Source organism: Cognatundibacterium rugosum (assembly GCF_014284365.1).
Lineage (GTDB): Bacteria > Pseudomonadota > Gammaproteobacteria > Burkholderiales > Burkholderiaceae_D > Undibacterium > Undibacterium rugosum.
On record NZ_JACOGG010000001.1, the window covers coordinates 303888 to 330459 of the forward strand.

A 26572-nucleotide genomic window follows, 5' to 3' on the forward strand; every position below is an offset into this window, starting at 1 on the left:
TGATTGCCGCTTTTTGCAAGCACATGTTGCAATGCAATATGTTGATGTAAACCGTAGTACCCACTTTGTTATTCAGCTTGTCGTCTGATGTTCCCGCTGGCTGACGCGTTTTCGCTAGAACGTCTTATCGCCGCACATGACGGGCCATGCGCCCACCAGGCAGTCCACGCCGGATAGCTGCCGCTGTACAGACTGATCCTGCCGCATACACTTACGTTGACGATGCGGCAGTGACATACCGATCCGGCATCCCCTTTTTTTCCTGTTTTGTCCTGCTAGGCTGAACCGTTACAGTTGCGTATTTCTGCCTGCATTTTCCTGAGCCGGGCGAGCAACGCGTACAATAGCGGCTTATTTCCTGCTTCTTTGTTCTTTCCATGACTATTCTGCTCACAACGCTCAATGCCCGTTACGCCCATGCTTCATTGGGATTGCGTTACCTGCTTGCCAATATGGGCGCGTTGCAGGCGCAAACCCAGTTGCATGAATTTGTGATCGGTGCGCGCAGTACGGACGTGGTGGAAAAAATCCTGGGCTATCGTCAGGAAGGCGAAAAGCTGATCGTCGGTTTTGGTGTGTATATCTGGAACGTAGTGGAAATTACCCAGATCGTCGCCGTGCTCAAACGGGTCGCACCCGAAGTCGTGATTGTGCTGGGCGGGCCCGAGGTATCGCATGAAACCGGCGACCAGGAAATCATACGGCTGGCCGATTATGTGATCACTGGCTGGGGCGATATCAGTTTTCCGGAATTGTGCGCACAAATCCTCAATGGGCCACAGCCGCTGATGAAAGTCCACGCCGGCAAACAGCCACCGATGAATGACATCAAGCTGCCTTATCAGTTGTACACCGATCAGGATATCCGTCACCGCACCCTGTATGTCGAGGCATCCCGTGGCTGCCCGTTCAAATGCGAATTCTGTCTGTCAGCACTGGATAAAACTGCCTGGCCTTTTGATATCGATGTGTTTCTGGCGGAAATGGAAAGCCTGTATCAGCGCGGTGCACGCTTATTCAAATTCGTCGACCGCACCTTTAATCTGAATATCAAAACCAGCCTGAAAATCATGCAGTTCTTCCTCGATAAACTGGAAGCGGCACCGCATGATCCTGTGTTTGCACATTTCGAAGTGGTACCAGACCATTTACCGGACGCGCTCAAAGAAGGCATACAGAAATTCCCTGACGGGACACTGCAATTTGAAATCGGTATTCAGAGTTTTAACCCGGCGGTGCAAGCCCTGATCAGCCGTAAACAAAACAATGATAAAGCCGCTGAGAATATACGCTGGCTGACCACCCAGTCGCATGCGCATTTGCACGTCGATCTGATCGCCGGTCTGCCCGGCGAAACCATGGACAGTTTTGCGCAAGGCTTTAATCATCTGGTGTCGCTTAAACCCCATGAGATACAGTTTGGCATTCTGAAACGCCTGCGCGGCACTCCTATCATCCGCCACACCGAGGCCTATCAGTTGCGCTTTGATCCGCAGCCGCCTTACACCATCCTGGCGAACCAGGATATTCCATTCACTGATATGCAGCGGCTGGTGCGCTTTGCGCGTTACTGGGACATGGTGGCCAATTCCGGGCGCTTTGCCAACACGCTGCCAGTGATGCTGGCGGACGATCCGTTTGCGCGCTTCATGGCATTTTCTGACTGGATATTTGCCAATACCGATGCCACCCACAGAATCGCGCTGGATCGCCTGGCCGCCTTAGTCGGTCAATGGCTGCAATTGCAAGGCATGTCCGCCGCCGACTGCAAAACCTTGCTGGCCAGCGACTACGCGGGCAACGCCCAGCATCAGCAAGGCAGCAGCCATAAAGGCCAGAACCTCAGCCAGGAAAAAGGCAAAGCCACGCCACAAAGACAGCGCCAGCACATGGTGGCGTAATATCGTCAAAACACCTCGTTTCAATTTGCTTTGCGGTGCGGAAAAATAGCGCGGTTCAGTTCGCCGTTACGCCGTGTAGTCTGGATCACGGTATTGATACGGCGTATCCAGTCTTCGTATCTGGGACTGGCCGCAAAGCATAATTCGTCGATCAGCAAAGGCTTATCCAGCACCACGAAATCCTCGCCAGGTGATAAGCCTGAGGATTTTTCAGCGACGATCAGCTGATGCAAAAACTGACTGACTTCCTCGGCACGCGTATGAAAATCGCCAAACAGCATCACATCCATGCGATGGCTGATCAGCTTACGCAAACGCGCCGTATGTGAACTCACATCTTCTTCCACTTTGAACAGTTTGTTACGCTGTGCTTCGAATTCATCGCCGTAGCCGGAGCCGCGCACCACGCCTACCGTTTTACCGCGCAAATCCTCAATGCCACGGAAAGAAAACACTGCATCGCTACGCACCACCAGCCAAACCTGATTACTTAAAAAAGGCTCGGACAGGATCAGATTCGGATGACTGCGTCCGGCGCTGACACCAAAGGCCATGCCTTCATGATTGCGGGTCTTTTCATACAGGCGGGGATAGGGATAACGCTCAATCTCGAACTGCAGCGCCAGCTTTTGTTCAAACAGGTCAAGCAAGCGCCGTATCTCGTCACGTAAAGGCAGCATCTGGCCCGCTTCGTTGCGGTTCTCACGGATATACAGTGTCAGACGGGTTTGTGCCATCAACGGCGCTGTAGCCAGACAGCCTGCCACGGCCAGACTGCAACGTAGCAGCTGACGTCGTGACGGATCTGGTGGCAGCAGAATAAAATTACGCATAGCGACATTCAGGCTTTTTCAACAAGCTGTTTCAATACCGGTTTTCTTGATGGCTAAGAACCGCACCAGCTCTGGATTGCTCTGATTTCCGGTCGCCGCCATTCCATGTGTATTCGGCTGAGTATGCGCTGCCAGCTTACACCAGACAAGACAATTGCACCCGCACCAGCAAACCGGATATGCCCGGTGTTGGGCTTGTTCCGCCTGCGAGCGCCGCTCCCCTCCGCACATCTTCCAGGGTAATACGTCCCTGATGTAATTGCACAACCTCACTGACTATACTCATGCCCAGACCGGTACCCCCTGGATGCGATGCACTGCTGCTGAGAGCTCGATAAAACGGCTGAAACACTTTCTCTTTCTCTGTATCCGATAAGCCTGGCCCGTTATCCTGCACCTCCAACAGCACACTGGTCTCTCTGGGCAGCACGCGTACCACGATTTGTCCGCCAGCCGGCGTGTAGGTGATTGCATTGTCGATGAGATTGGTCAGCATCTCATGCAGCAGCAAGGCATGGCCGCGCAATCTGACTTCGGTATCGGCTTCCAGCGCCAGATCCTGCTGCTTGCGCACCGCACTCAAGGCCAGCTCCAGACACACCTCGCGCGCCAGCTGAGTCAGACTGAGTTCGGTCATTTCCATTTCAGCGACTCCGTGCCCGGTACGTGCCAGCGTCAGCAGGCGATTGGCCAGATACACCGTGGTATCGGTAGTCTGAGCAATGCTTTGCACGATCTGGCGCATGGCGACCGGATCATCTTCACGCAAAGCCAGTTCAGCCTGCGTTTTTAAGACGGTCAGCGGTGTGCGTAACTGGTGGGAGGCATCAGCGATGAAACGCTTCTGCCCCGAAATCAGCTGATCCAGCCGCGCCATATAGCCATTCATGGCCAGCACCAGCGGCCGTATCTCCTTATGCACGATCAGCGGGCTAAAGTCGGATAAGTCAGTGGGCTCCCGCTCAGCCAGGTAGTAACTGAGCTGCAGCAAGGGATGCAACACAAAACGCAGCGCAAGCCAGACCAGCAGCGCCACTGCAATCACCAGCAAAGCCTGACGCAGCAAGGTATCGAGCAGAATTTTGCGCGACATACCGCGTCTCGCATCAAGTGTTTCTGCCACTTCCACCAGTGCGATGCCACGCATCCTGTCGTCATACACGGGCTGATGCAAGGCAGCGATGCGTATGGGCTGGCCCTGATATTGGGCATGAAAAAAATGGACCAGGGCCGGGTAAATATCGGAGCGTGCAACGTTTTTGGGTAAACCCGGCAAATCCTCATAACCGGAAATGTATTCGCCATGGATGCCGGACACCCGGTAATACAGACGCCCCAAGGTGTCGGTTTCGAAACTGTCCAAAGCCACATAGGGCACGTCCACGGTCACCTTGCCATCCACAATCGCGATACGCTCGCCCAGCGCGCGCGCTGACGACAGCAGCGAGCGGTCATAGGCCAGATCTGCCGCGTCGAGCGCATTGTTATAGACCGAGAACGCATTCAGTGCCACCAGGATGACCAGCGGTATCAGTAACCAGCGCAGAAACTGGCCACGCAGACTGCCAAGCTGGTCCAGGTTCTGCATCAGCGTGTTTCCAGCAAATAGCCGATGCCGCGCAGCGTGACGATGCCGACTTTGCCCTGACTGACGCTATCGAGCTTCTTGCGCAGGCGGTGTATGTAAATTTCTATCGCATCCAGATTCGCATCATCGTCCAGCGCAAATACCTGATCAAACAGTTTATCCTTGGGCACAGCTTGACCGGGCCGCGTCATCAGCACTTCCAGCACCGCATATTCACGCGGCGTCAGCGACATCGGCGCCTGCGCATAAAAGAACTGGCGGATCACGGTATCGAAACTCAGTTCACCACACTGCAACACCACCGCCTCATTACCTTGTGCCCGGCGCAATAAGGCTTTCACGCGCGCCTCCAGTTCGGCCAGTTCGAAAGGTTTAGGCAAATAATCGTCTGCGCCCAGATTCAGCCCTTGTACCCGGTCCTGCAAGCCACCACGTGCGGTCAGAATAAGCACCGGCGTCTTGCTGCCACGCGCGCGCATGCGCTTCAGCACATCCAGCCCATCCATTCTGGGCAGACTCAAATCCAGGATCACCAGTGCATATTCCTGGGTATGCAACAAGGCATCGGCATCGGCACCATCGTGAGCCACCTCTACCGTTAAGCGGGCATCACGCAAGGCTTTGGCCAGCCAGTGCGATAATTCCTGATGATCTTCAACTAACAGAATACGCATAGTATTTTTATGATGCGGGACGGCAGAAAATCCACCTGGCCCAGCAACAGTGCTACACGCGCAGCTGGGCAAAGAGGCAGATGGTTTTTGTGGCTATCCTGTAATGATCTGCGGAGCCTGTCTCCCGGCTCCAACCGTCAGGCAGGCCAGAATCGGGCACCACCTTGCGCGAAGAATCGCATAAATCGCGCACAAAATCGACTATCCCTTGGGATACAGACAAATTTTTTGTAGGAATGAAACAGCAAGTCTGCCTGAGTCAGGGATATGGTGGGATGTAAGCGAATTGAAAGCCTGCTCAGAGTAAGGCCGTGCAGACTCCGGTCTATCAAGCTTATGCACCTCTGTGCACGGTCGGCGCTTGCTAAGCTGTAGCTGCAGACTCAGCGCAAATGTATCAAAAGCGGGTGACATCCGCTATGCTGAAAGCGGACTGAAAGTAATCCGCCGCTATGATTTGTGCCATCAGCCATCATGTCAGGCTGAAGCTAAGGATAAACCATGAAATTGCCGCTGCGCCTCGTCCTGTTGTTATGCAGTCCGCTATGGATGGCGGGAACAGGCATGGCTGCGACCAAAACGGCTGAAACCGATAGTCGCTGCGTCGTACCGGCCAAGCCCGGCGGTGGTATGGACCTGACCTGCAAACTGATACAAAAAACGCTGACACCTGGCACCGTACAACTCAGTTATTTGCCAGGAGGTGTCGGTGCGGTGGCCTGGACCTCCGTGCTTAGTCAGCGTCTGCCCACCAGCAATACGCTGGTCGCATTTTCCGGTGGCTCCTTGCTTAATATCGCGGAAGGTAAATTCGGCAAAGCCGATACCTCACAAGTGCGCTGGGTCGCTGCTATCGGCACGGATTACGGCATGATCGCGGTGCGCCAGGATTCCCCCTACAAAACCCTGCGTGAGCTGATGGAAGCCATGCGCAAGCGGCCAGCCAATTTCGCGATCGCAGCCGGTGGCACGGTAGGCAGCCAGGATTGGCTGAAAATGGCCCAGATAGGCCGGCTGGCGGGCATCGATCCGAAAGCCCTGAAACTGGTGGCCTTTGAAGGCGGCGGTGAGTCCTTCACCGCGCTGATGGCAAACCATGTGCAAGTGGTGTCCGGCGATGCATCAGAAGCCGCTCTGCATGCGAAGGATGGCGATATCCGCGTACTGGCCGTGCTGTCCGACGCGCGTCTGCCCGGTGTGCTGGAAAACATACCAACCGCGAGGGAACAGGGCTTCGACGTCACCTGGCCGATTATTCGTGGTGTCTACATGGGGCCGCAAACCAGCGATCGCGAATATCAGCAATGGGTGCAGACCTTTGAACGACTCATGAGCAGTAACGGTTTTGCTGAACAACGTAAAGCAGCCGGTCTCTATCCTTTTTCCATGACAGGGAAACAGCTCAGCGATTACATAGACCAGGCAGTAATCCGTTACCGCTCACAAGCCCATGAATTCGGCATGATACGTTAAGACGAGGAGCAAACAGAACTGGCAGCACAGGAAGTTTTTTAGCATTACAAGTCATACAGGCAGTAAGTCATACCAATAAAACATACAGGAGATAAGCACATGAAATCCACATCACTGGTATTGGGCACGGTCACAGCCCTGGCATTCAGCGCAGCCATGGCACAGGCACCAGCAGGTTATCCGGCGGATTACAGCAAAATTATTGATGCCGCAAAAAAAGAAGGCAAGCTGGTCATTTACAGCGCGACCGACACCAAGGCCGTTGAGCCTATGATCAAAGACTTCCGCAGCATGTACCCGGACGTACAGGTGGAATATAACGATATGAATTCCACTGAAGTCTATAACCGCTATATTTCTGAAATGGCGGCCGGTGGTAACAGTGCCGATCTGATGTGGTCGTCAGCGATGGATTTGCAGACTAAGCTGGTGTCTGATGGCTACGGTATGCAATATGCATCCCCGGAATTAGCCAGTATCCCACAATGGGCGAACTGGAATAATGCCGCTTACGGCACCACTTTTGAACCCGCTGTTTTTGTCTACAACAAGCGTCTGGTCAGCGCGGATGAAGTACCGAAAACCCATGCTGAATTTGCCAAACTGCTGACCACCAAAGCCGACAAATTCAAAAACAAAGTCACGACCTATGACATTGAAAAATCCGGGGTCGGTTTCATGTTCATCACCCAGGACAGCCGTGAAAACCAGGCATTCTGGGATCTGGCCAAAGCCTTCGGGAATGTGAGTGTGCGTGTGCAATCCTCGACCGGAACCATGCTGGAAAGGATTTCTTCGGGGGAGAATCTGCTCGGTTATAACATCCTGGGATCGTATGCATTAGTACGTGCCGCCAAAGATCCGTCTATCGGCGTACAAATCCCAAGAGATTACACGCTGGTCTTGTCACGCGTCATGTTCATCAGTAAAGCGGCCAAACATCCGAATTCGGCCAAGCTGTGGCTGGATTACACGCTGTCCAAACGCGGTCAGACCATGATCGCCAACGAAGCCAAACTGTATGCGATCCGCGCCGACGTGAAAGGCGAAACCACGTCTTCCGAACTGGCCAAGCTGATCGGCCCTGGCTTGAAGCCGCTGCCGGTCAATCCTATGCTGCTGCAATATCTGGATCAGGCCAAGCGCCTGGCCTTCCTCAAGCAGTGGAAAGAAACTGCCGGTAAAAAATAAGCCGGTAAGTGGCAAGTGGCGCGTTGGCGATTCTGCGCTGGCGCGTCCGGCTTACCCGCTGATATCAGCAACTTTCTGCTGCCTTCCTGACTGACTTTTTTGGGCGAATTATGAGCACCCTGAGCCTTCCCGCGCCGCGCTGGTGGTCGCGTTTTAACTGGCCACGTGGTCTGGTGGTGACACTGACTATCCTGGCGATTTTCACTCCGCTGTCCCTGATTTTTTTTCAGAGCTTTCTGAATGCGCCGTTTTTTGCACCGGTCAAAGAACTGGGCCTGGATTCCTACCGTTTTATTCTGGATGATCCCGACTTCCGACAAGCCTTTGTCAATGGCATGATACTGGCGAGCGGACTGGCGGTCATCGCGGTACCGCTGGGTGGCATGCTGGCCTTCCTGATGACACGCACCGACCTGCCTGGCCGTCAATGGATAGAACCGCTGTTACTGATTCCTATTTTTGTATCACCGATGGTGATGGCCTTTGGCTATGTAGTGGCGATGGGACCGGTCGGATTTTACACCGTCTGGCTGCGCCAGCTGACTGGCGTTGAACCCTGGAATATCTATTCCTTTTTCAGCATCGTACTGATCGCTGGTCTGACTCATGTACCACACGTCTACCTGTACTCCTCATCCGCGCTGAAAAGTCTGGGTTCGGACGTGGAGGAAGCGGCGCGTGTTACTGGCGCCTCACCATTCCGCGTCGCGCTGGATGTGTCGCTGCCGATGATCATGCCGGCCTTGTCGTTTGCTGCAGTACTGGTGTTTTTCTTAGGCTTTGAAGTATTCGGCCTGGTGCTGGTGTTAGGTGATCCGGAGGGCCATCTGGTGCTAGCCACTTACCTGTATAAGCTGACCAATAAACTCGGTACCCCTTCCTACCATCTGATGGCTGCGGTGGCAGTCTGTCTGGTGGCAGTGACAATGCCGCTGGTGATGCTGCAGCGCTGGTTACTGAAGTCAGCCAATAAATATGTATCGATCAAAGGTAAGGGATCGCGTCAAAAACCCTTGCCGCTGGGTCCATGGAAATGGCTGGCCTTTGGCTTGCTGGCCGCATGGCTGATGTTTACCGTCATCATTCCTTTGTCCGGCATCGTACTGCGCGCGTTTGTGTCGTACTGGGGCGAGGGTGTGGCACTGGCCGATGTGCTCACACTGCAGCATTTCCGTGACATTCTCGAGCAACCCTCACTGATGCGCGGCATCCTCAATACCGTGCTGATCGGGATTATCGGCGGTGCATTGGCGGTGATTTGTTATGCCGGTGTGGCATTGGCCATGCACCGCAAACCGGACAGCATCACCCGTGTGCTCGATTACAGTGTACTGGTACCACGTGCGGTACCCGGCTTATTGGCTGGTCTGGCCTTTCTGTGGGTGTTCCTGTTTGTACCAAGCTGGCTGGAAGGCGGGCTGAAGGGCATGGATAACGCGCTGGCAAGCTGGCTGATCGAGAATCTGATTCCGCAATTGCGGGCGCTGCGCTCGACCATATTCTCAGTCTGGCTGGCGTACACCATTGTCTGGATGGCCTATGGCCTGCGTCTGATTTCCAGTGCCTTGCTGCAGGTAGGACCGGAACTGGAGGAAGCCGCACGCGCCGTAGGTGCCCAGCGCGGACAAGTCACGCGTGATGTGACTTTGCCTTTAGTGAAGTACGGTCTGCTCGGTGCCTGGCTGATGATCTTCCTGATTTTTGAACGTGAATATTCCACCGGCGTGTATCTGCTGTCGCCGGGTACGGAAGTCATAGGCGCCTTAATTGTCTCCTTGTGGGCGGGTGGCTCGGTCGATCTGGTCGCTGCACTGTCTTTTATCAATATCACGCTGGTTGCCATCGGCCTGGGTCTGGCACTGCGTTTCGGTGTGAAGCTGAATCACTGATGCACGCCAACAATCGCCCTGAGCTTGCTGCTACAGCCCGTATTGAACATTCATTGGAAAATTATCATGTCTGACTTAAGTGTAAAAAATCTCACGCTGGAATACGGTTCCGGTGCTACAGCCAACCCCATTCTGAAAGGGGTTTCCATGGACTTGCAACGCGGTGAAGTAGTTGCCTTGCTGGGGCCTTCCGGCTCAGGTAAGACCACATTGCTGCGTGCTGTGGCCGGTCTGGAATCGCCTAAAACCGGTACCATCCATCTGGGTGAGCGCGCAATATTCGATGGTGCACAGGGGCTGGAAGTCCCGGCTGAACAAAGGAATCTGGGTCTGGTGTTCCAGTCTTACGCCTTATGGCCGCATAAAACCGTAGCAGACAATGTCGGCTATGGTCTCAAGCTGCGCAAAATGAACAGCAGCGACATCGCCGTCAAAGTCAAAGAAGTATTGGGTCAGCTGGGTCTGGGTCATCTGGGTGAACGCTTTCCTCACCAGTTATCCGGCGGTCAGCAACAACGCGTGGCGATAGCGCGTGCATTGGTGTACAACCCACCGGTCATCCTGTTGGATGAGCCCTTATCCAATCTGGATGCCAAGCTGCGTGAAGAAGCACGTGCCTTCCTGCGCGAACTGATCGTGCGCTTGCGTTTGTCTGCGCTGATGGTGACCCATGATCAGGGAGAGGCGATGGCGATCTCTGACCGCATCCTGCTGCTGAATAATGGCGTGATCGAACAACAGGGTACTCCACAAAGCATGTATGAGACACCAGACACGCTGTTCACCGCGGAATTCATGGGCAGCAATAATAAGTTGGCGGTCAAAGTGGTCGAGCGCCATGGTGACTACGCCACGGTACAAACCAATGGTCATACGCTGAAAGCCAGCCTGCGCGGCAAGCAGGTCGCGACAGATGCAACCGCCATTATCCGTCTGGAAAAAGTCGCAATCAGCGCCAACCGTTGCGACAACAGCATAGAACAGGAGCTCAGTACCTGCATGTACCTGGGTGACAAATGGGAATGCCTGTTTGGTCATGCAGAACACGGCATACGCGCATTCTCACCGACTAAGCTGGAACCCGGTAAATACTGGCTCCAACTACCAGCAGACAAGCTCTGGGTCTACTAAGACAGGCCGAGTGCAGAGCCCGGGCGGCAATGCTGTCCGGCGTGGCAAAAAAAATAGACATCCGGCCTTGTTTTTTTGCAATAAGCAGTAAATTTTGGGGAGATGCTGCGGGGTTTGCCGCATAATGATTACGCTCAAACAGCCCTCACATTTATGTTTTCTGCGTCGAATTTGCGTGGCATTTTTTCAGGTACATCGCGTGCACAGTGGCTACTGAGCGCGATGATGATAGGCTTATATTTTTCGTCTGGCCAATTGGGGCTGACCATACCCAATCAAACACCGGCTCTCAGTCTGATCTGGCTGCCAAGCGGGATTGCTGTTTTTGCAATTCAACGTTTTGGCAGACCCATGATTTCCGCGTGCTTCCTGGGTGCAATGTTACTCAATCTGCAGTTCGGCCACCCTTTTTCCAGCGCCGTCATCCTGAGCACCTGCAGCACAGCAGGCCCCGGCTTATGCTGCTGGCTGCTACGTAAGCAAGGGTTTGATCCTTACTTTTCACGCCGCCGGGATGTAGCAGGATTCACTATTGGTATTCTGGTTGGTAACGGCCTGTCTTCCACACTGGGCATGCTATGGCTTCATATCAGCCTGGATCAGGCACCGCCACTGATCTCCTGGCTGACCTGGTGGGCAGGTGACTTGGCGGGGACGTTACTGCTGGCCCCTTTACTGTGGAATCTGTCACGTCGGAATTTTCAGCTATTAGGTGAACAATGGACAGAAGTGAGCCTGTTTTTTGTGCTGTTCTGTGCCACCAACTGGTTCATTTTTTTATCTGAATACAACCGCCTGCCTTTGAAATTCGTGACTGCATTTCTGATGATATGGCCAGCGTTGAGGCTCAATATCTGTGTTGCCGCAATGGCGAATCTAATCGCTGCGTTGTTTGCCGCCTGGTCAGCCTTGCAGAACCTGACGCCATTTGGCAATGACGGTGCCGGCAGTTTGTTCACCCTCTGGGGCTATATCTGCATCCTGTCGCTGATTACCCTGACCACCACAGCGTTGCAGGCGGAACGTGTGCGTGCCGGTAAAGAAGTCGAAGAAGCCTATCAGCGCATGCACAAAATTGCGTCTCGCCTCCCGGGACTGATACTGCAATACCGCATACTTCCCGATAAAAGTACCAGTATTCCATTTGCCAGCGCTGCGATCTGGTCCTTGCTGGAACTGCAGCATGATGAGGTTAGGGCAGATGCCATGCCTATTTTCCAGCGTGTACATCCCGATGACAGAGAGCATGGATTGCAGGTATTCAAGGATGCCATACAACAAATGTCGCCCTGGCAAAATGAATTCCGCTACGTACGGCGTGATGGCAGTGTGCGTTGGCTGTATATTGACGGCTTGCCTGAGAAGGAAATGGAAACTGACTCTATACTCTGGCATTGCTTTATTACCGATATAACTGAGCGCAAACAGGCTGAAAGCGAGCTCAGGATTGCGGCCTGTACCTTCGAATCTCAGGAAGGTATTTTCGTGACCGATGCAACATGGCGGATTTTGAAAATCAATCAGGCGTTTACCCGCATTTCAGGCTTTGAGCCGGCCGACTTGCAGGGCCAACTGCCACCACGGCATATCAGTGCCTCGCAAAGCCTGGCATTTTTCAAGAAAATTCAGGCCACGCTGGATGAAATGCATTACTGGCATGGAGAAATTTGGAATATCCGCAAGGATGGCTCGGTTTATCCGATGTTGATTACCTTGACTGCGATTCTCGATGAACGGGGCACGCTGACCAATTATATCGGTTCATTTACCGACGTCAGCCGTAACAAAGGCTACGAAGCGGAAATCCGTAATCTCGCCTTCTATGACTCTCTGACGCAGCTGCCTAACCGCCGCCTGCTGATGGACAGACTATCCCACCTGATTTCCATCAGCCAACGTAATCAAAGTCACAGTGCCATCCTGTTTATTGATCTGGATAATTTCAAAACACTCAACGATACCCGTGGACATGATGCGGGCGATTTACTACTGGTCGAAACTTCGCGCCGGCTTAGCAGTTGTGTGCGTGACAGCGATACGGTGGCCCGGTTGGGTGGTGACGAATTTGTGGTCGTGCTGGAAGAACTCAGCGAGCAGCGTGACGAAGCGATGCATCAGGCAGATAAAATTGCAGAAAAAATCCGTCAGACCCTGAGCGAACCGTATCAAATCGCGGACTTTGAACATCATGGTTCCAGCAGCATCGGTGTCTGTATGTTCAGCGGTAGCGATACCACCGTCAAGGATTTATTCAAACGTGCAGATACCGCGATGTATGAAGCAAAAACAGCCGGCCGCAATGCGGTAAGGTTCTTTGATCCGGCGATGCAGGCCATCCTGATTGTAAGGATGATGATGGAATCCAATTTACGGATAGCCTTAAGTCAGCAGCAGTTTGAATTGCATTATCAATGTCAGGTCAATGCCGACAGAAAGCTAATCGGTGCGGAAGCCCTGCTACGCTGGCGCCATCCGGATCGTGGCTATATTTCTCCTGCCGAATTCATCCCCTTAGCCGAAGAAACTGGCCTGATTGTTGCAATCGGTAACTGGGTGCTGGAAACAGCCTGTGCCCAGCTCAAGCAATGGGAACAGAATGCCGCTACCGCCCATCTGAGTCTGGCCGTCAATGTCAGTGCCAAACAATTCCAGCAAAGTGACTTTGTCGAGCTAGTGACAGCAATGGTCAAACGTCATGCATTCAATCCTGCTCACCTTAAAATTGAACTCACAGAAAGCACTATCCTCGATAATGTCGATGCCACCACCGAGAAAATGTCGCAACTCGGAAAATCGGGCATCGGCTTTTCTATGGACGATTTTGGTACTGGTTACTCATCACTCGCCTATCTGCAACGGCTGCCTTTAAACCAGTTAAAAATCGATCAATCCTTTGTACGCGATCTGAGTGAGGATGAAAATGATGCCACCATCGTACGTACCATCATTTCACTGGGTATCAATCTGGGTTTGCATGTTATTGCGGAAGGTGTGGAAACCGAAGCACAGCATAACTTCCTGCTGGCGCATCATTGCCATGCCTTCCAGGGTTACCTGTATTCCAAACCCTTGCCACTACATGACTTTTTGTTGCTGGCCAGCCAGCAGGAGCACAGACCTTCAGGCGCATCTCACGCCTGAACCGCGCCTAGCCGATTACTCACACCAAGCCAGCGACAAGTGTCCATTTTGCAGCGGTGGACACCAAAAGTAAGCCGTCGTCAGAGGATGACTGAAATGAAATAAGTCATCCGTCACACCATCTTCGGCACCGCACATACGCGTCAGCTGTGCTTCAAATGGCGTAAATGAAGTTGCGAATGCGACAAAGTACAAGCCGCCGCGTGCACCTTCTGTCCATGGCATGGAACGACGCATCACAAAGGCTACCGGGGCAAAGTCTTCCTGCGCGGTGCGCTTGACGTGGGCAGACGCCGGCGCATCCTCCAGCTCCTCATTGTCGGAACGCCGGCGGCCTATCATCTGATCCTGCTCCCTCCCTGTATATGCATGAAAACGCGCAAACTGGTGCTCCCATTGCTGGACCGCGACATAACTACTACCATCTGCCGCAATTGCCACCCGCACAGCCTCTTCATTTTGCGGATTTTCTGTACCGTCCTCATAACCTGTCAGGTCGCGGCCGCTACCGTATTTAAACGCACTGATTTCCTGTTGTAACTGGAAAATGGGACCCAGCGCCTGTACAACACGCTGTTGCTGATGCAGCAGTTCACCACGCTCGCTTTCACGCAGCCACAGCCATAGCGCAGCCGGCGTAGCAGGCAGAGCCACTTTACTGTTAGCGATACCGGAAAACTCAAGCAGCCCCGGAATGTCCACTTTAAGTGCCTGAGCCAGTGCCATACCGACGCCCATGACGATACGCTGACCATCAACCAGTGTCTGTATTTGTTTTAACGCGGCTTTGACCGCACTGGCATCCGTCTCTTCCTGCAAATCAAAACTCAGGTAAGTAGCATGTGCCGGCAGCGCATCCAAAATCGCGGTTTGATGAACAGACATACAAACTCCCATAAAAATTTAAACATAGATCCAGACCTGACCTAAGGTGCAGTATTCCGCTTGTGTCAAAGCATAAGCGATTCTGCGCATTTCTGCAGTCACACCAACCGGAACCGGCTACATCAGGGTGCCGCTGCCTGGTTTGGCTATTTTACGGCTGATACGAGCAGCCCGCGGGCCCATTTTGTGTGCAAATGTGCTGAGATATCGGGTCATGCTGATGCTAATTGCGGTTCACAGCAGCATTGATCTCGGCAGAAAAAAACTGTATCCGGTTGCGGCCTGCGCGCTTAGCCGCATACATGGCAATATCGCTGTGACGCATAATTTCTGCGACTGTTTTGCCATGATCAGGATAGAGTGCAATACCGACAGAACAAGAAATTTTCAACTGACCAACAGAGTTCAACGTGAAGGGCTGATAGATACTTTCACGCAAACGTTCACTCAGGATTTGTGCAGCTTGCTCATCCTGTAAATCCGGCATGATGACCACAAATTCGTCACCCCCTAACCGGGCAGCAACATCGTTCTGACGCACGCAAGCTTGCAAGCGCCCGGCAACTGCTTTCAACAACTCGTCGCCGACTTCGTGACCGTAGCGGTCATTGACCGGCTTAAAGTCATCGAGATCAATAAACACCAGACCCAACAATGTATGTTCCTGCTCCGCCCTTAGCAACATACTCTCGATCTTTTCGTCGAAATAGCTGCGGTTAGGCAGATCTGTAAGCTTGTCAAAAAAGGCCATCTTTTTAATCAGATGTTCACTTTTCTTACGTGAAGAAATATCACGGCTAATGCCAAGAAAGTGGGTGCTGCCATCTTTGCCGATCAGGATAGAACCCGAAATTTCTATGGGTATCATCTCACCGTTTTTATGCGGCATCTCCACCTCTAAGACTGGCACCCGTATCGTTGTTTCTGGCCTTGCTCCGGCTGACATGTGCTCATCCAGCACCGTATTCAGTGCAGCAAAAAATTCAGCGAATTCAACACGCTGATAAAAATCCTCCTGCATCGCTTCTTCTACTTGCCAACCGTTAATAGTTTGTATTGACGGACTCACAAACAGGAATTTTTTCCTTGTCATATCAAATAACCAGATCACATCGCGGGTGTTATCCAATATCGACTGATAAACCTCTTTTTCTTTTTGTAACTGACTGACTAACTGACTACGTTCAGTCAGTAACTGATTACGTTCCTGATGCTGACGATTTACGATTTGTATCGCTGAAAATAATTCGCCGATTTCATCCTGATAGGGATAGGCAATTGACCTGGATTGGGCATGTCCGGAGACTGCTTCACCCAGCAAAGTTCTGGCCTGTTCGATAGGATTCACTATCCTGCGTTGTAAAAAAGAGAGTAAAAACAGGGAGATGCTAAACAAACTGATAATCAATAAAACAGTCCAGCATAAAGATAATAAGGTTTCCGTTTCTTTGTTTTTTGCTAAAGTGTTAGCTAATTTTTGAAATTCGTCGCTAAATCCTACTATCGCCTGCATTGCCTGTACATAATCCGTAGTAAACGACTTGGCATTGACGTGCTGTTGATGCGATTGCATTTGCTGAATCAACACGTGATACTGTCTTAGTCCGGTCTGGAAATATATCTGCTCCATCTGCTCAGATGACTGCGTAATCTGTCCGTATTGACTCAGCAACTGAGTCAGACGCCGGGTCTGTTCACGTATCTGCAAAATGCGTCCCTGCGTCTCATTAATGCGGGCCAGATTCGATGTATCCAGATCCTTACCGGTAATCAGTGCAGGCATTAGCAAAGAACCCAGCTTGCCTGCGTTATCTCTTAATTCTGCCGTTAATGCCATTTGTATCGTCAACAAGGCCGCTTCGGGTGCACTCTGTATCAAATTCTCTGCTAACAGATATACAGCGGATTGTATCGGCGGCATCGCATTGAACATTTCTTCAATTAAGCCATCAATATGCTCAGGTCGCCCATTTTGTGGTTCGTGGAAAAAATCTATCCCCTTGCGTGCTACTCGCAGTTGCCGGTGAGTCTTTCCTAAATAACCTAGTAATTGTGGTTTGGTAGGGTGCGATGACAAATTGATCTGATCATACAATTCCTGTATCAGCTGATCTGTCTTTTTTCTGCTTTGCTCCAGCAACACCTGATCCGGTGATGCATAGTAGGGGGCTTGTGAAATTAAGATATTAGAAGGCCCGCGCTCGGCGGAAATGGCCTGCATCGTTGCCAACGCTTTGAGATAAATCATCAGCAAATCTTGCCGCTGCATCGACTGTTGATATTGTCGATAGCTATGAATCCCAATACTGATTAAGGGTAGTACCGTGGCGAATAACAGTCCAAATTTAAGGATGAGAAAAAAACGCGATAATTTTTCACTAATCATTGATTTCCAGCCGTCTTTCATCCTCAGTTCCCTGTACACCTACGATAAAAAAATCTCTGCTTCCATAACAATGACGGAATTTTTTTAAAAAATTTCACTGTTTTAGGATTTGAATTCAAGAATGAAGCCTATGTTGCGGAAAATCGTTCAGACTGGCGCGCCTGATCATTCCAAATATATTTGGAATTTCAGTTTCCATTTTATGGTAAACCAGAAATCTTTGATACAGCCTGTTTGTCACATGGCAGTTTGTCACCCAAAAATCAAAGTGAGTTACCTGTCAGCTCAACCCTGACTGCAATTGATCTAATTTCCTGTCAGGCCTAGTCTGAACGTATCCGCGGGCGGAATTTCACCAGGCAGCCATTTCTGGTGGATCTTCTGAAAACTACCATCTTTTTTCATCTGTCTTAGGCCATCTTCCCAGATCTTAATTGTACTTAATGGGGTTTTTGGCGAAAATGCCAAATAGAGTTCCAGACTATCCAGCACCATCACCCGCTCCACGTCTTGTATCGTATAACCGATGTCTTTGAGCACACTGGGAACAACCACATTACCGTCTGCCCATAAGTCGAACCGCCCCATCATGAGCATTTTTGCTACTACTTGCGAAGTTGCAGCCAGATCCAGCGTTTGAAATCCTTTTTTCATCGCAGCATCAGCAAAAATACTACCCCGGTAGGCACCGACTGCAACCTGATACAGATCATCACCCAGGCCTAGCAAGCGTGCAGCGTTTCCCTTGCGGGTGTACAAAACAGTACGTGAAATAGCAAGCGGGCCAACCAGAGTCATGGCTTTCTCACGCTCTTCAGAACGCCCTACTGTAAAAAGCAAAATATTGGGATCTTCCAGCAAAGCCTTATAACCACGGTTCCACGGAACCAGTTGTATCGCCGTATTGCTGCCTATTCTTTTTTGCAGCGCTTGCACCAGCTCCACCGCCATACCATCGAGCTTGTCACCACTCTTAAAGCTGATCGGCGGCCAATCTTCTGTGTAAATCGTCAACTCCCCTGGTGCAGCAGGCGACGCCATCACTTGCGCGGCCCACAGCGCGAGCACAAAAGCCAGCAAACCCTGCTGTTTTCCCCGCCGCACGATATGTTGCATGACATCCTTAAACTGCAATGTCATTAAGCGAAAGGCATGTGTCATGTTCTGCTCCTGGTGAAGGGATACAGCAAGTAGGAGGGGACGAAGAATAAGCTCAGCAATAGATGAGCCACAGCTTCCCCTCTCACTTTGAACATAGGTCAAGCAAAACGAAAAATCAAATCATACTTCTCGGCAAGATTGGGATCGCATTAACACTGGCATCAGCCATCTTGTCCTCGCTGTGCGAAGTTGTCTCCAACGCACAGCCTGCTCTGTGAAAGCAACACTGTTTTAAAAGAGGTATTGTTCTGACTGGCACGATTTATCAGTGCCAAAAAAAGACCGCCATGGTGAGTTGCTATGCAAATACCGGCAAATACTGCATCGTGGTTATGTCATTCCGGCCAGAGTGACAACACCAGATGTTCAATGCTGTTTGGATCAGCCAGTTTTTTACGTGCATCATCCCAGCCAGATGGATTCGGGATAGATTTTTTTGTATGTACCGGTGTATCAATGGCCATCTTGATGGCAAATACAAAAATACCTTTATTTATTTTGGGTGGCTGCAGATTTTTGACGACTTCATAAATCTGATTATCGTAGTATTCATGCACAACGGGCTTCATATCCAGCCAAGTCGCGACTTCCTCATCCGAACGGATGGCAATCACCAGATAGCCTGCGCTGGCTGGCAATTTGGCGTTTTTGAGTGACTTATAAATTTGTGTCTGCACTGCGCGCGTATAGCGCCCCAGACTCTCTACATTCACGCCTTTTTCCTGCAATACCGATTCCGGCTGAAAAAAATAAAAGCTGTCAAAACGGGTTTCAGCAGCACCAGCCAACGCTGAAATACTGATCAGAGCTGACGCGATTAAGGTGTTGAGCAGTTTCATACGAGTCCTGAAATCGGATGCGGAGCTACGGTGCCGGCCCGACACCGCAAGCACCATTTATTTATTCACAAACACGCCAGCAGTACGGTTTTTTTGTACATCGTTCCAGGGAAAAACTTTGCCATTCATGGCGACATGGACACCAGCTGGCAGCAGCTGTGCAGCCGCGCAGGCGAATCCCAGGTTGAAGAAAGCATCTGAATTGGCAATTTCATAAGGAATCATCGCGCCGGTGAACACGATAGTTTTTCCCAGATTTGCGGCGCCCAGCACTTCAGCCGTTTCACGCATAGTGTCGGTGCCGTGTATGATCACGATCGCATTTTCGGTCGCATTCTGACAAGCGGTCAGGATAGTCTGGCGATGATTGTCATCCATATCGAGCGAATCCATCAACATGCAGACTTCCAGCTCAACTGGTACGGTCAGGCGTGCGCGTTGCAGCACTTCGGGTAAATGGCTGGCAGAAAAGCCGAGTTTGCCGGCTATTTCATCGTAGTGTTTATCAAAAGTCCCACCGGTAGCTAAGATACGTAAAGTCATATTCTCGGTTCAGTTGAGTTGAAGTAATGTAGCCATTGTAGCCTGCCAACGCCTGCGCTGAAAGCTGCTACACTGAAGCGCTCGTTGTGAAAGTCTGACTGATGAAAGTTATTGCACCCGGAACGGTTATTTTCCAGCGCCATCGTGGTTTTGGCGTACTCACAGCCGTCAATTTACTGACTGGCTGGGTCAGCGCACGTTTCGGCGCAGAGAAGAGGGTGATAGACTTGAATTTATCCCATGACGAAGTGCAGTTCGCCGATGGCGAGCCTATCCTGTTCCGACGAGATCCCCCAGAACGTATGCCACATGCACGTCTGATGGCCATGGTCAGGGAATTGCATCAGGCTGGTTATCAACGCCTGTATCTGTACAGCTGGCCTAAGGCATCGGGACTGCACTGGCGCTGGCACTTGTTCACAGGCAACCGTAACTGGATGCAACGCCCTTTACGCGAAGGCTGGTATGGTTCCGGTGCGGATTATATTTTCAACCCTGTCATGGGTTGGGGCGATGTACCAGGTGCGAGTACTGCCGAACTGATCGCCGCACTGGCCCGTTTTGATCCGGCCGGACTGGCGCAGGCACTGGGCAGGGATGAAGATCATACGTCCTGGTTCGCCAGCATATGTGATGCGCTGTTGCCAGGTTATGCCTACAGTCTCGGTTCCGACACGCCGGAAGCACCGCTGCCTTACTTTCTTCCTGTGATACCAGTCAGGGAACGCCAGCAGGAACAGGTCTTTGAACTCAATTATCCCCCAGGCTGGGACAGTACCTGGAGTCCGGATAGTCTCGCCAGACGTCATCAAATGCGCGCCAATGTGCGGCATGATGTCATTCCCTGCGGCTGGAGCCTGCCGATTGAGATGTAGGCGATCGTAGCGAAATACGTCAATTGCCAAGCGCTTCCCATAAATTATCCCAGTCTTCAGGCTGAAATGAACCTTCGCGCTTCCAGACGATTTGTCCTTTGGTGTTGATCACAAAGTGGGTAGGCTGACTTTGTATCACACCAAAATTATCCTTGTGGCCCGGCGCATTGCGCCAGTACACAGGGAAACGTTGATCAGCCGGAACCGCCAGTTTAACCAGCTGTTGATACGTATCGAAATCCTGACGATTCTGATCCAGGCTGATCCAGGCTGATCCCTAGCTGTACAAAATTTCGCTTTGCGTTGCCAACATAAAATTCACGCATTAAGCGAAAATCACGTGCACACAGATTGCAGCCCGAGGTGAAAAAACTGACCAGTACTGTTTTTCCTGCAAACTGACTGCTGTCGATACGCTGGCCCGAGCTATCCTGTAACTGGAACCGTGCAATCAGCGGTTCTTTGGCGGCGGCTGGCACCGCCTGCAGCAGTATAGCAAGTGCCATAACACGCAGGCTGTTGCGGATGAGGTGATGAAGGGAAGTGGTTGACATGGTAAGCCTCAGTGATGGTTCGAACTTAGTCGTATCCTCCCACGCAAACCTGACAGACGCCAGCCCGTCTTTGATCAGTCTTTTGCGAGCGCCGCCTTAATTTGGGGAATAGCCTGTAATCCAGCCTGATAGCCAGCTGCAATCAACTCTTTCCTTAACTGAAAATCAGTGCTGGAAAATTTTCTGAGGTCTGGATGTATCACGACATCTGCTTTTTCGGCTTCCATGCGTATCAATGACTGGCCCATGATATCAAACGACTGCATCAGCAACTCGAACATGCCATGCAGGTTCACATTGTCAGCAGAAGCGCTGACATCAACGGCTATCACGTAGTCAGCACCCATTTTTTTTGCCTCCGCCACGGGTAAAGGGCTGATCAGACCGCCATCGACAAACTCCTCCGAACCCAGCCTGGCCGGAATGAATATGCCCGGCATACTGCAGGAAGCCCGCACAGCAAAGCCGGCATTTCCACTGCGGAATAAGTGCAGCTTGCCACTCACCAGATTGGTCGCCACCGCATAAAATGGTGTCGCAAAGCTTTCTATCGGTTTATTTTGCAGATACTGGTTGACCAGATTTTGCAAGGCATTGCCGACTACCATGCCACGCCTGGAGCCGGCAGAAATATCGGCAATCTCAAAATCGCGAATTTTCATCGCAACCTCTTCCATTTGTGTCCCGCTAAAACCGGCGGCGTAAAATGCCCCGATAATGCTGCCTGCGCTGGTGCCAACCACCAGATCCGGTCGGATTTTATGTTTTTCCAGTGCCTGAATCACGCCAATATGCGCAAAACCACGCGCCGATCCACCACCTAATGCCAGTCCCAGTTTCAAAGAACGGGCGGGCGCTGTCTGGACTGCACTGACATTTTTTTGTGCTGCATGACTCAGCAAAGGCAGGCCTGCTCCCATTGCCAGCATTAAGCGTCGTTTCATCTGTGGATTCACCGCTATCTCCCTATTTGTCCGGCGCTTGCAATAAACCTTGTTCTATCAGGCCTTTCAGACGACTGAACGCAGCTTCAAAGGAATTTGCAGCTTCGCCGCGGGTCATGTTTTCCAGTTTCTCGTCTAACACGATGAGTTCGGTGCGACGATTAAATTTGCGGCCTTCTTCGGTCGCATTAGATGCAACCGGATGTTGATACGCATATCCAAGCGTCACGATACGCTGCTCCGGCACTTTTAAATCCAGCAACACTTTTTTGACTGCAAGTGCACGCTGTTCAGACAGTTTCTGGTTATATGATGTACTGCCCACATTGTCGGTATGACCCTCAACCGACACTATTTTTTCTGTTTTCGTGATCAACAGATAAGCGATGCGTTCCAGATAGGCTTGCGCCTGACCACTATGAATGTCGGCTTTACCGGTTTCAAATAAAACGGTGTCGGGCAAGACGATTTGTACGCCACGTTCTAACTGGGCTACCGGTAACACAGCCGGCGGAGATACAGTGCTGACTGGCGCTGGGGGCGTTGTACAGGCGGAAACGACCAAGGTGAGTGCTGCTGCCGTCAGCAGGCGGTGCGTGATTTTCATGCTGTCATTCCTGATGATAAAAACGCATTGATTATTCCATGACAATCATGGCTGCAATGCAATGTGTAACTATCGTTTTCAATCAATGACAACACTTCTTGCATTCCCATTTTTCACCCGGCACACAGATAAAAAAAATCCCCGGCTGAACACAGCCGGGGATAGGGGAAGAACAGCAGACTTCAGCTTACGCGATTTGCCGCTGCGATTCTGAATGCGCTTAACTCGCCATCGCCATCAGACTTGCATTGCCGCCCGCTGCAGTCGTGTTCACGCACAGCGCGCGTTCTGCCACCAGGCGCCACAGAGGAATTTCACTGTGCTCGTCGGTTTCTATCACGGATACGATCGCTCCATCCAGTATCGCAAAGCGGGTTTTGTATTCATGTAATAAGCCACCTTCAACCAATGCGATTTGGGCATTGGTGTGTTCCGCTTCCTGAGTCTTAATCAGTGCCTTCAACTCAGTTGGAAAATCGGGCGGTAACAACTGGGCGACCGTGGCAGGCATGGCTGGTGTATTGCCAGTCGCCAACGTCGCCGCAATCTGGTTCAGCAAGCTGGCTGTGCTGGTCGCAGCACAGAAAATCTGACCGCGCGGTGCGAAAGACAGGGTATTGCGCTCACCGGTTGGTCCTGGCAATAACATCGTGACTTTGTAAGGACTGTGATGTGCATATTGCTCACCCAAATCCGCGATCTTCAGGCCCTGCACCTTAGCCCACACCAGGAAAGCGCTGAGGCTGGCCGGTACCTGACGTTCGAATACAGTATGACCCGTGATGCCGGCCGGTGCCTGACGTTGCAGGCGTTTGATATAGAGCGGACCACCTGCTTTCGGACCGGTACCGGATTTCCCTTCACCGCCAAACGGTTGTACACCAACTACCGCACCAACAATATTACGGTTGATGTAGATGTTACCGACATGAGCGCGTTCAACGATAAATTGTATGGTTTCATCGATACGGGAATGTACCCCCAGCGTCAAACCAAAGCCAGTACCATTAATCTGATCAATCAGACTGCCGAGCTGATCGCGCTGGAAACGCAATACATGCAAAACCGGGCCGAATACTTCTTTTTTCAAATCGGACAAATCAGCAATTTCGAGCACAGTAGGGGCGACGAAAGTACCGTCAGCACAGGAATCTTGTAAATTCAGTGTGTAGAACGATTTCGCTTTATGACGCATCTGATCGATATGCATCTGCAGATTTTTCTGCGCTTCGGCATCAATCACCGGACCGATGTCCGTCGCCAGCCGGTCTGTCTGCCCAATACGCAATTCCTGCATCGCACCATGCAGCATTTCTATGGTTTTATCAGCGATATCTTCCTGCAGACACAATACACGCAAGGCAGAACAACGCTGGCCAGCACTGTCAAACGCAGACGACAGGACATCGTTCACGACTTGCTCAGGCAATGCACTGCTGTCGACGATCATCGCATTCTGACCACCGGTCTCAGCGATGAGCGGAATATCGATCCCCTCTGTCACAGCGCGCTTGGCCAGGGTGCGGTTGATGATCTGTGCAACCTCCGTCGAGCCGGTAAAAATTACGCCACGCACCCGGTGGTCTGCGACCAGTTCAGCACCAACCACTTCACCCCTACCAGGCAGGAATTGCAAAGCAGCACGCGGTATACCTGCCTCGTGCATTAACTGCACTGCACGGTAGGCAATCAACGGCGTCTGTTCAGCCGGTTTTGCCAGCACGACATTACCTGCCGCCAAAGCTGCACTGACTTCACCAATAAAAATCGCTAACGGGAAATTCCAGGGACTAATACATACGACCGGTCCCAGTGCCTGAGCTTGAGGCTGCGACTCGGTCTGGGCCGCGTAATAACGCAGGAAATCCACGGCCTCACGCACTTCAGCCACCGCATTCGGTAAGGATTTTCCCGCTTCGCGAATCGCGAGCGCCATGAAATCCAGAGTCTGTTGTTCGAGTAAATCTGCTGCACGGTACAACGCTGCTGCACGCACCGAAGGTGCCGTTGTCTGCCAGTCCAGCGCATAGGCGTGGGCGGCATGTAAGGCATGTTGTACGTCGGTACTGTTCGCTTCAATCACGGCGCCGACTTTGTCCTTCAGATTGGCTGGATTAAAGACAGGCCGGCTGCTGCTGGCATTGCAATCCACCGCCAGCAAAGGACCTGCGATCTGGGTCTGATGCACGCTTTGTTCAAAATGTGTACTGACTTCCTGCAAGGTGATCTCGTTGGAGAAATCCAGTCCGGCAGAATTTTTACGTTCTTTTCCAAACAGATCACGTGGTAAGGCAATACCATTGTGTGGCTTGCCACCCAGTTCACGCGAAACAGCAATTGGGTCCGCAATCAGGGTATCAATCGAGACATTTTCATCGACGATCTGATTCACGAAAGAAGAGTTCGCACCATTTTCCAGTAAGCGACGTACCAGATAGGCCAGCAGGGTCTGGTGAGAACCGACCGGCGCATAAATACGGCAAGGTTTATCCAGATTCTCTTTACCCACCACCTGGTCATACAGGGTTTCACCCATTCCATGCAGACACTGGAATTCGTAATCGGTCACACCCGCCTGTTGCGCCCAGGTGTAAATGGTCGACAGAGTCAGCGCATTATGCGTCGCGAATTGTGGGTAAATTACATCAGTCGCTGCCAGCAGTTTTTGCGCACAAGTCAGGTAAGACAAATCGGTGTACACCTTGCGGGTATAGACCGGATAACCCGATAAGCCATCGACCTGGGCGCGTTTGATTTCAGCATCCCAGTAAGCGCCTTTCACCAGACGTATCATGAATTTACTGCCACTGCGACGCGCCAGATCCACCAGATAGTCAATCACAAACGGGCAACGTTTCTGATAGCCCTGTACGACGAAACCGATACCTTCAAACCCTTTCAGATCCGCATCAAATGCCAGTGCCTCCATCAGATCGAGCGACAATTCAAGACGATCTGTTTCTTCCGCATCGATGTTCAGGCCGATGTTATATTGTTTAGCCAGCAATAGTAACTTTTTCAGCAGTGGCAGTAACTCGTCCAGCGTCCGCGCACGCTGAGCCCGAGAATAGCGTGGATGCAGTGCAGATAATTTGACAGAAATACCTGGGCCATTCTTGATGCCACGCCCTGCCGACGCCTTACCAATGGCATGGATTGCGGTTTCATAAGCCTGATAGTAATACGCTGCATCTTTGGCAGTCAGTGCTGCTTCACCCAGCATATCGTAGGAATAACGGTAACCACGTTTCTCATTTTCCTGGCTATTCCTGATCGCTTCTTCGATGGTTTGTCCAGTCACAAACTGGTTACCCAGCATACGCATCGCAAGGTCTACCCCTTTGCGTATCAGCGGTTCGCCACCTTTCGCGATCAAACGGGTCAGCGCGGCACCGAGCCCAGTTTCGCTATTGGTGCTGACCAGTTTGCCAGTGATCAGCAAACCCCAGGTCGCGGCATTCACGAACAGAGAAGGTGATTCGCCCAGATGCTTAGCCCAGTCTCCTTTACTGATTTTGTCTGCAATCAGGCGATCTGCCGTCTGATGATCCGGAATTCGCAATAAGGCCTCAGCCAGACACATCAGCGCTACGCCTTCTTCGGAAGACAAAGAAAATTCATGCATCAAAGCATCCACACCAGACGCTCTGGTACGTTGAGTACGCACCGAACTGACCAGCTTGTGTGCGAGTTTCGCAACATGTTGTTGTAAGCTGGTATGTGGATTAATCTGTGACAACAGCCATTCGACAGCCTCAGTTTCGTCACGACGGTAAGCTGCAGTGATGGCTGTTCTGAGTGTACTCTGGCTGGGTAGCAGCTCTGCTTGCAAGGCTGAAAACGGAGAAGATGAATCAGGCAAATGAGTGGCGATCATATAGGATGAATGAGAACGAATATGATTTCATTGTATAGATGCTCCCTGATTATTAATTCTGGAAATACTTGGATATATCA

At 51.6% G+C, this 26572-nt stretch carries 20 protein-coding genes; 7 read left to right on the plus strand and 13 right to left on the minus strand.

The genetic code is table 11. The features are described from left to right. Positions 1 to 377 precede the first annotated feature (377 nt). A complete protein-coding gene (locus tag H8K47_RS01265) occupies positions 378 to 1901 on the plus strand; it encodes a B12-binding domain-containing radical SAM protein (protein WP_186879606.1) in 1524 nt (507 codons plus the stop codon). Positions 1902 to 1921: 20 nt separating this feature from the next. Here the strand turns inward: H8K47_RS01265 and H8K47_RS01270 are convergent, their stop codons facing one another. From H8K47_RS01270 to H8K47_RS01280, 3 genes are all read right to left on the minus strand, one after another. After that, positions 1922 to 2734, minus strand: a complete 813-nt coding sequence (locus H8K47_RS01270; protein ID WP_186879607.1) for a substrate-binding periplasmic protein — start codon at positions 2732 to 2734, stop codon at positions 1922 to 1924. 136 nt (positions 2735 to 2870) lie between these two features. Beyond that, entirely contained in the window at positions 2871 to 4322 is a 1452-nt protein-coding gene (locus H8K47_RS01275; RefSeq protein WP_186879608.1) for a sensor histidine kinase, read from the minus strand. After that, positions 4322 to 4996, minus strand: a complete 675-nt coding sequence (locus tag H8K47_RS01280; RefSeq protein WP_186879609.1) for a response regulator — start codon at positions 4994 to 4996, stop codon at positions 4322 to 4324. The genes H8K47_RS01275 and H8K47_RS01280 overlap by 1 nt, the downstream gene beginning before the upstream one ends. A gap of 501 nt (positions 4997 to 5497) precedes the next feature. Between H8K47_RS01280 and H8K47_RS01285 the strand changes: the two genes are divergently transcribed. The 5 genes from H8K47_RS01285 to H8K47_RS01305 all read left to right on the plus strand — a co-directional run bounded on the left by H8K47_RS01285 (position 5498) and on the right by H8K47_RS01305 (position 13821). Then, positions 5498 to 6469 carry a tripartite tricarboxylate transporter substrate binding protein gene (locus tag H8K47_RS01285; RefSeq protein WP_408057810.1) on the plus strand — a complete coding sequence of 324 codons (972 nt, stop codon included), beginning with the start codon at positions 5498 to 5500 and terminating at the stop codon, positions 6467 to 6469. 99 nt (positions 6470 to 6568) lie between these two features. After that, complete coding sequence (locus H8K47_RS01290; protein ID WP_186879610.1) at positions 6569 to 7660, plus strand: ABC transporter substrate-binding protein; 1092 nt, start codon at positions 6569 to 6571, stop codon at positions 7658 to 7660. A gap of 110 nt (positions 7661 to 7770) precedes the next feature. Further along, complete coding sequence (locus H8K47_RS01295; protein WP_186879611.1) at positions 7771 to 9549, plus strand: ABC transporter permease; 1779 nt, start codon at positions 7771 to 7773, stop codon at positions 9547 to 9549. 66 nt (positions 9550 to 9615) lie between these two features. Further along, the gene (locus H8K47_RS01300) at positions 9616 to 10680 is read left to right on the plus strand and encodes an ABC transporter ATP-binding protein (protein WP_186879612.1); all 1065 of its coding nucleotides are present in this window, start codon (positions 9616 to 9618) and stop codon (positions 10678 to 10680) included. A 222-nt stretch (positions 10681 to 10902) separates the two neighbouring features. Beyond that, entirely contained in the window at positions 10903 to 13821 is a 2919-nt protein-coding gene (locus H8K47_RS01305) for a bifunctional diguanylate cyclase/phosphodiesterase (protein ID WP_186879613.1), read from the plus strand. A gap of 15 nt (positions 13822 to 13836) precedes the next feature. On the opposite strand, the gene H8K47_RS01310 is transcribed toward H8K47_RS01305, so the two are convergent. The 5 genes from H8K47_RS01310 to H8K47_RS01330 form a co-directional block, all read right to left on the minus strand. After that, complete coding sequence (locus H8K47_RS01310) at positions 13837 to 14706, minus strand: Dyp-type peroxidase (RefSeq protein ID WP_186879614.1); 870 nt, start codon at positions 14704 to 14706, stop codon at positions 13837 to 13839. Positions 14707 to 14929: 223 nt separating this feature from the next. After that, the gene (locus tag H8K47_RS01315; protein WP_186879615.1) at positions 14930 to 16954 is read right to left on the minus strand and encodes a sensor domain-containing diguanylate cyclase; all 2025 of its coding nucleotides are present in this window, start codon (positions 16952 to 16954) and stop codon (positions 14930 to 14932) included. Positions 16955 to 17398: 444 nt separating this feature from the next. Further along, positions 17399 to 18253, minus strand: a complete 855-nt coding sequence (locus tag H8K47_RS01320; protein ID WP_212680875.1) for a substrate-binding periplasmic protein — start codon at positions 18251 to 18253, stop codon at positions 17399 to 17401. 335 nt (positions 18254 to 18588) lie between these two features. Further along, positions 18589 to 19092 (minus strand): hypothetical protein, encoded by a 504-nt coding sequence (locus tag H8K47_RS01325; RefSeq protein ID WP_186879616.1) that lies wholly within the window; start codon positions 19090 to 19092, stop codon positions 18589 to 18591. 57 nt (positions 19093 to 19149) lie between these two features. Next, positions 19150 to 19635, minus strand: a complete 486-nt coding sequence (locus H8K47_RS01330; RefSeq protein WP_186879617.1) for an asparaginase domain-containing protein — start codon at positions 19633 to 19635, stop codon at positions 19150 to 19152. A 101-nt stretch (positions 19636 to 19736) separates the two neighbouring features. Between H8K47_RS01330 and H8K47_RS01335 the strand changes: the two genes are divergently transcribed. Further along, a complete protein-coding gene (locus tag H8K47_RS01335; protein ID WP_230410132.1) occupies positions 19737 to 20510 on the plus strand; it encodes an L-asparaginase in 774 nt (257 codons plus the stop codon). Between the two features lie 19 nt (positions 20511 to 20529). On the opposite strand, the gene H8K47_RS01340 is transcribed toward H8K47_RS01335, so the two are convergent. The 5 genes from H8K47_RS01340 to putA all read right to left on the minus strand — a co-directional run bounded on the left by H8K47_RS01340 (position 20530) and on the right by putA (position 26492). Beyond that, positions 20530 to 20691: a hypothetical protein gene (locus H8K47_RS01340; protein WP_186879618.1), complete on the minus strand. Its 162-nt coding sequence runs from the start codon at positions 20689 to 20691 to the stop codon at positions 20530 to 20532. 31 nt (positions 20692 to 20722) lie between these two features. Further along, positions 20723 to 21064, minus strand: a complete 342-nt coding sequence (locus tag H8K47_RS01345) for a peroxiredoxin family protein (protein ID WP_186879619.1) — start codon at positions 21062 to 21064, stop codon at positions 20723 to 20725. A gap of 74 nt (positions 21065 to 21138) precedes the next feature. Then, positions 21139 to 22008 carry a patatin-like phospholipase family protein gene (locus H8K47_RS01350; RefSeq protein ID WP_186879620.1) on the minus strand — a complete coding sequence of 290 codons (870 nt, stop codon included), beginning with the start codon at positions 22006 to 22008 and terminating at the stop codon, positions 21139 to 21141. Between the two features lie 22 nt (positions 22009 to 22030). Then, the gene (locus H8K47_RS01355) at positions 22031 to 22615 is read right to left on the minus strand and encodes an OmpA family protein (RefSeq protein WP_186879621.1); all 585 of its coding nucleotides are present in this window, start codon (positions 22613 to 22615) and stop codon (positions 22031 to 22033) included. 220 nt (positions 22616 to 22835) lie between these two features. Next, entirely contained in the window at positions 22836 to 26492 is a 3657-nt protein-coding gene (gene putA / locus H8K47_RS01360) for a trifunctional transcriptional regulator/proline dehydrogenase/L-glutamate gamma-semialdehyde dehydrogenase (protein ID WP_186879622.1), read from the minus strand. Between the last annotated feature and the right edge of the window lie 80 nt (positions 26493 to 26572).

Bases quoted from the DNA above. Each gene is read 5' to 3' on its own strand.
- H8K47_RS01265 (WP_186879606.1), top strand. From the start codon at position 378: ATGACTATTCTGCTCACAACGCTCAATGCCCGTTACGCCCATGCTTCA.
- H8K47_RS01270 (WP_186879607.1), bottom strand. From the start codon at position 2,734: ATGCGTAATTTTATTCTGCTGCCACCAGATCCGTCACGACGTCAGCTG.
- H8K47_RS01275 (WP_186879608.1), bottom strand. From the start codon at position 4,322: ATGCAGAACCTGGACCAGCTTGGCAGTCTGCGTGGCCAGTTTCTGCGC.
- H8K47_RS01280 (WP_186879609.1), bottom strand. From the start codon at position 4,996: ATGCGTATTCTGTTAGTTGAAGATCATCAGGAATTATCGCACTGGCTG.
- H8K47_RS01285 (WP_408057810.1), top strand. From the start codon at position 5,498: ATGAAATTGCCGCTGCGCCTCGTCCTGTTGTTATGCAGTCCGCTATGG.
- H8K47_RS01290 (WP_186879610.1), top strand. From the start codon at position 6,569: ATGAAATCCACATCACTGGTATTGGGCACGGTCACAGCCCTGGCATTC.
- H8K47_RS01295 (WP_186879611.1), top strand. From the start codon at position 7,771: ATGAGCACCCTGAGCCTTCCCGCGCCGCGCTGGTGGTCGCGTTTTAAC.
- H8K47_RS01300 (WP_186879612.1), top strand. From the start codon at position 9,616: ATGTCTGACTTAAGTGTAAAAAATCTCACGCTGGAATACGGTTCCGGT.
- H8K47_RS01305 (WP_186879613.1), top strand. From the start codon at position 10,903: ATGATGATAGGCTTATATTTTTCGTCTGGCCAATTGGGGCTGACCATA.
- H8K47_RS01310 (WP_186879614.1), bottom strand. From the start codon at position 14,706: ATGTCTGTTCATCAAACCGCGATTTTGGATGCGCTGCCGGCACATGCT.
- H8K47_RS01315 (WP_186879615.1), bottom strand. From the start codon at position 16,954: ATGATTTATCTCAAAGCGTTGGCAACGATGCAGGCCATTTCCGCCGAG.
- H8K47_RS01320 (WP_212680875.1), bottom strand. From the start codon at position 18,253: ATGACACATGCCTTTCGCTTAATGACATTGCAGTTTAAGGATGTCATG.
- H8K47_RS01325 (WP_186879616.1), bottom strand. From the start codon at position 19,092: ATGAAACTGCTCAACACCTTAATCGCGTCAGCTCTGATCAGTATTTCA.
- H8K47_RS01330 (WP_186879617.1), bottom strand. From the start codon at position 19,635: ATGACTTTACGTATCTTAGCTACCGGTGGGACTTTTGATAAACACTAC.
- H8K47_RS01335 (WP_230410132.1), top strand. From the start codon at position 19,737: ATGAAAGTTATTGCACCCGGAACGGTTATTTTCCAGCGCCATCGTGGT.
- H8K47_RS01345 (WP_186879619.1), bottom strand. From the start codon at position 21,064: ATGTCAACCACTTCCCTTCATCACCTCATCCGCAACAGCCTGCGTGTT.
- H8K47_RS01350 (WP_186879620.1), bottom strand. From the start codon at position 22,008: ATGAAACGACGCTTAATGCTGGCAATGGGAGCAGGCCTGCCTTTGCTG.
- H8K47_RS01355 (WP_186879621.1), bottom strand. From the start codon at position 22,615: ATGAAAATCACGCACCGCCTGCTGACGGCAGCAGCACTCACCTTGGTC.
- putA (WP_186879622.1), bottom strand. From the start codon at position 26,492: ATGATCGCCACTCATTTGCCTGATTCATCTTCTCCGTTTTCAGCCTTG.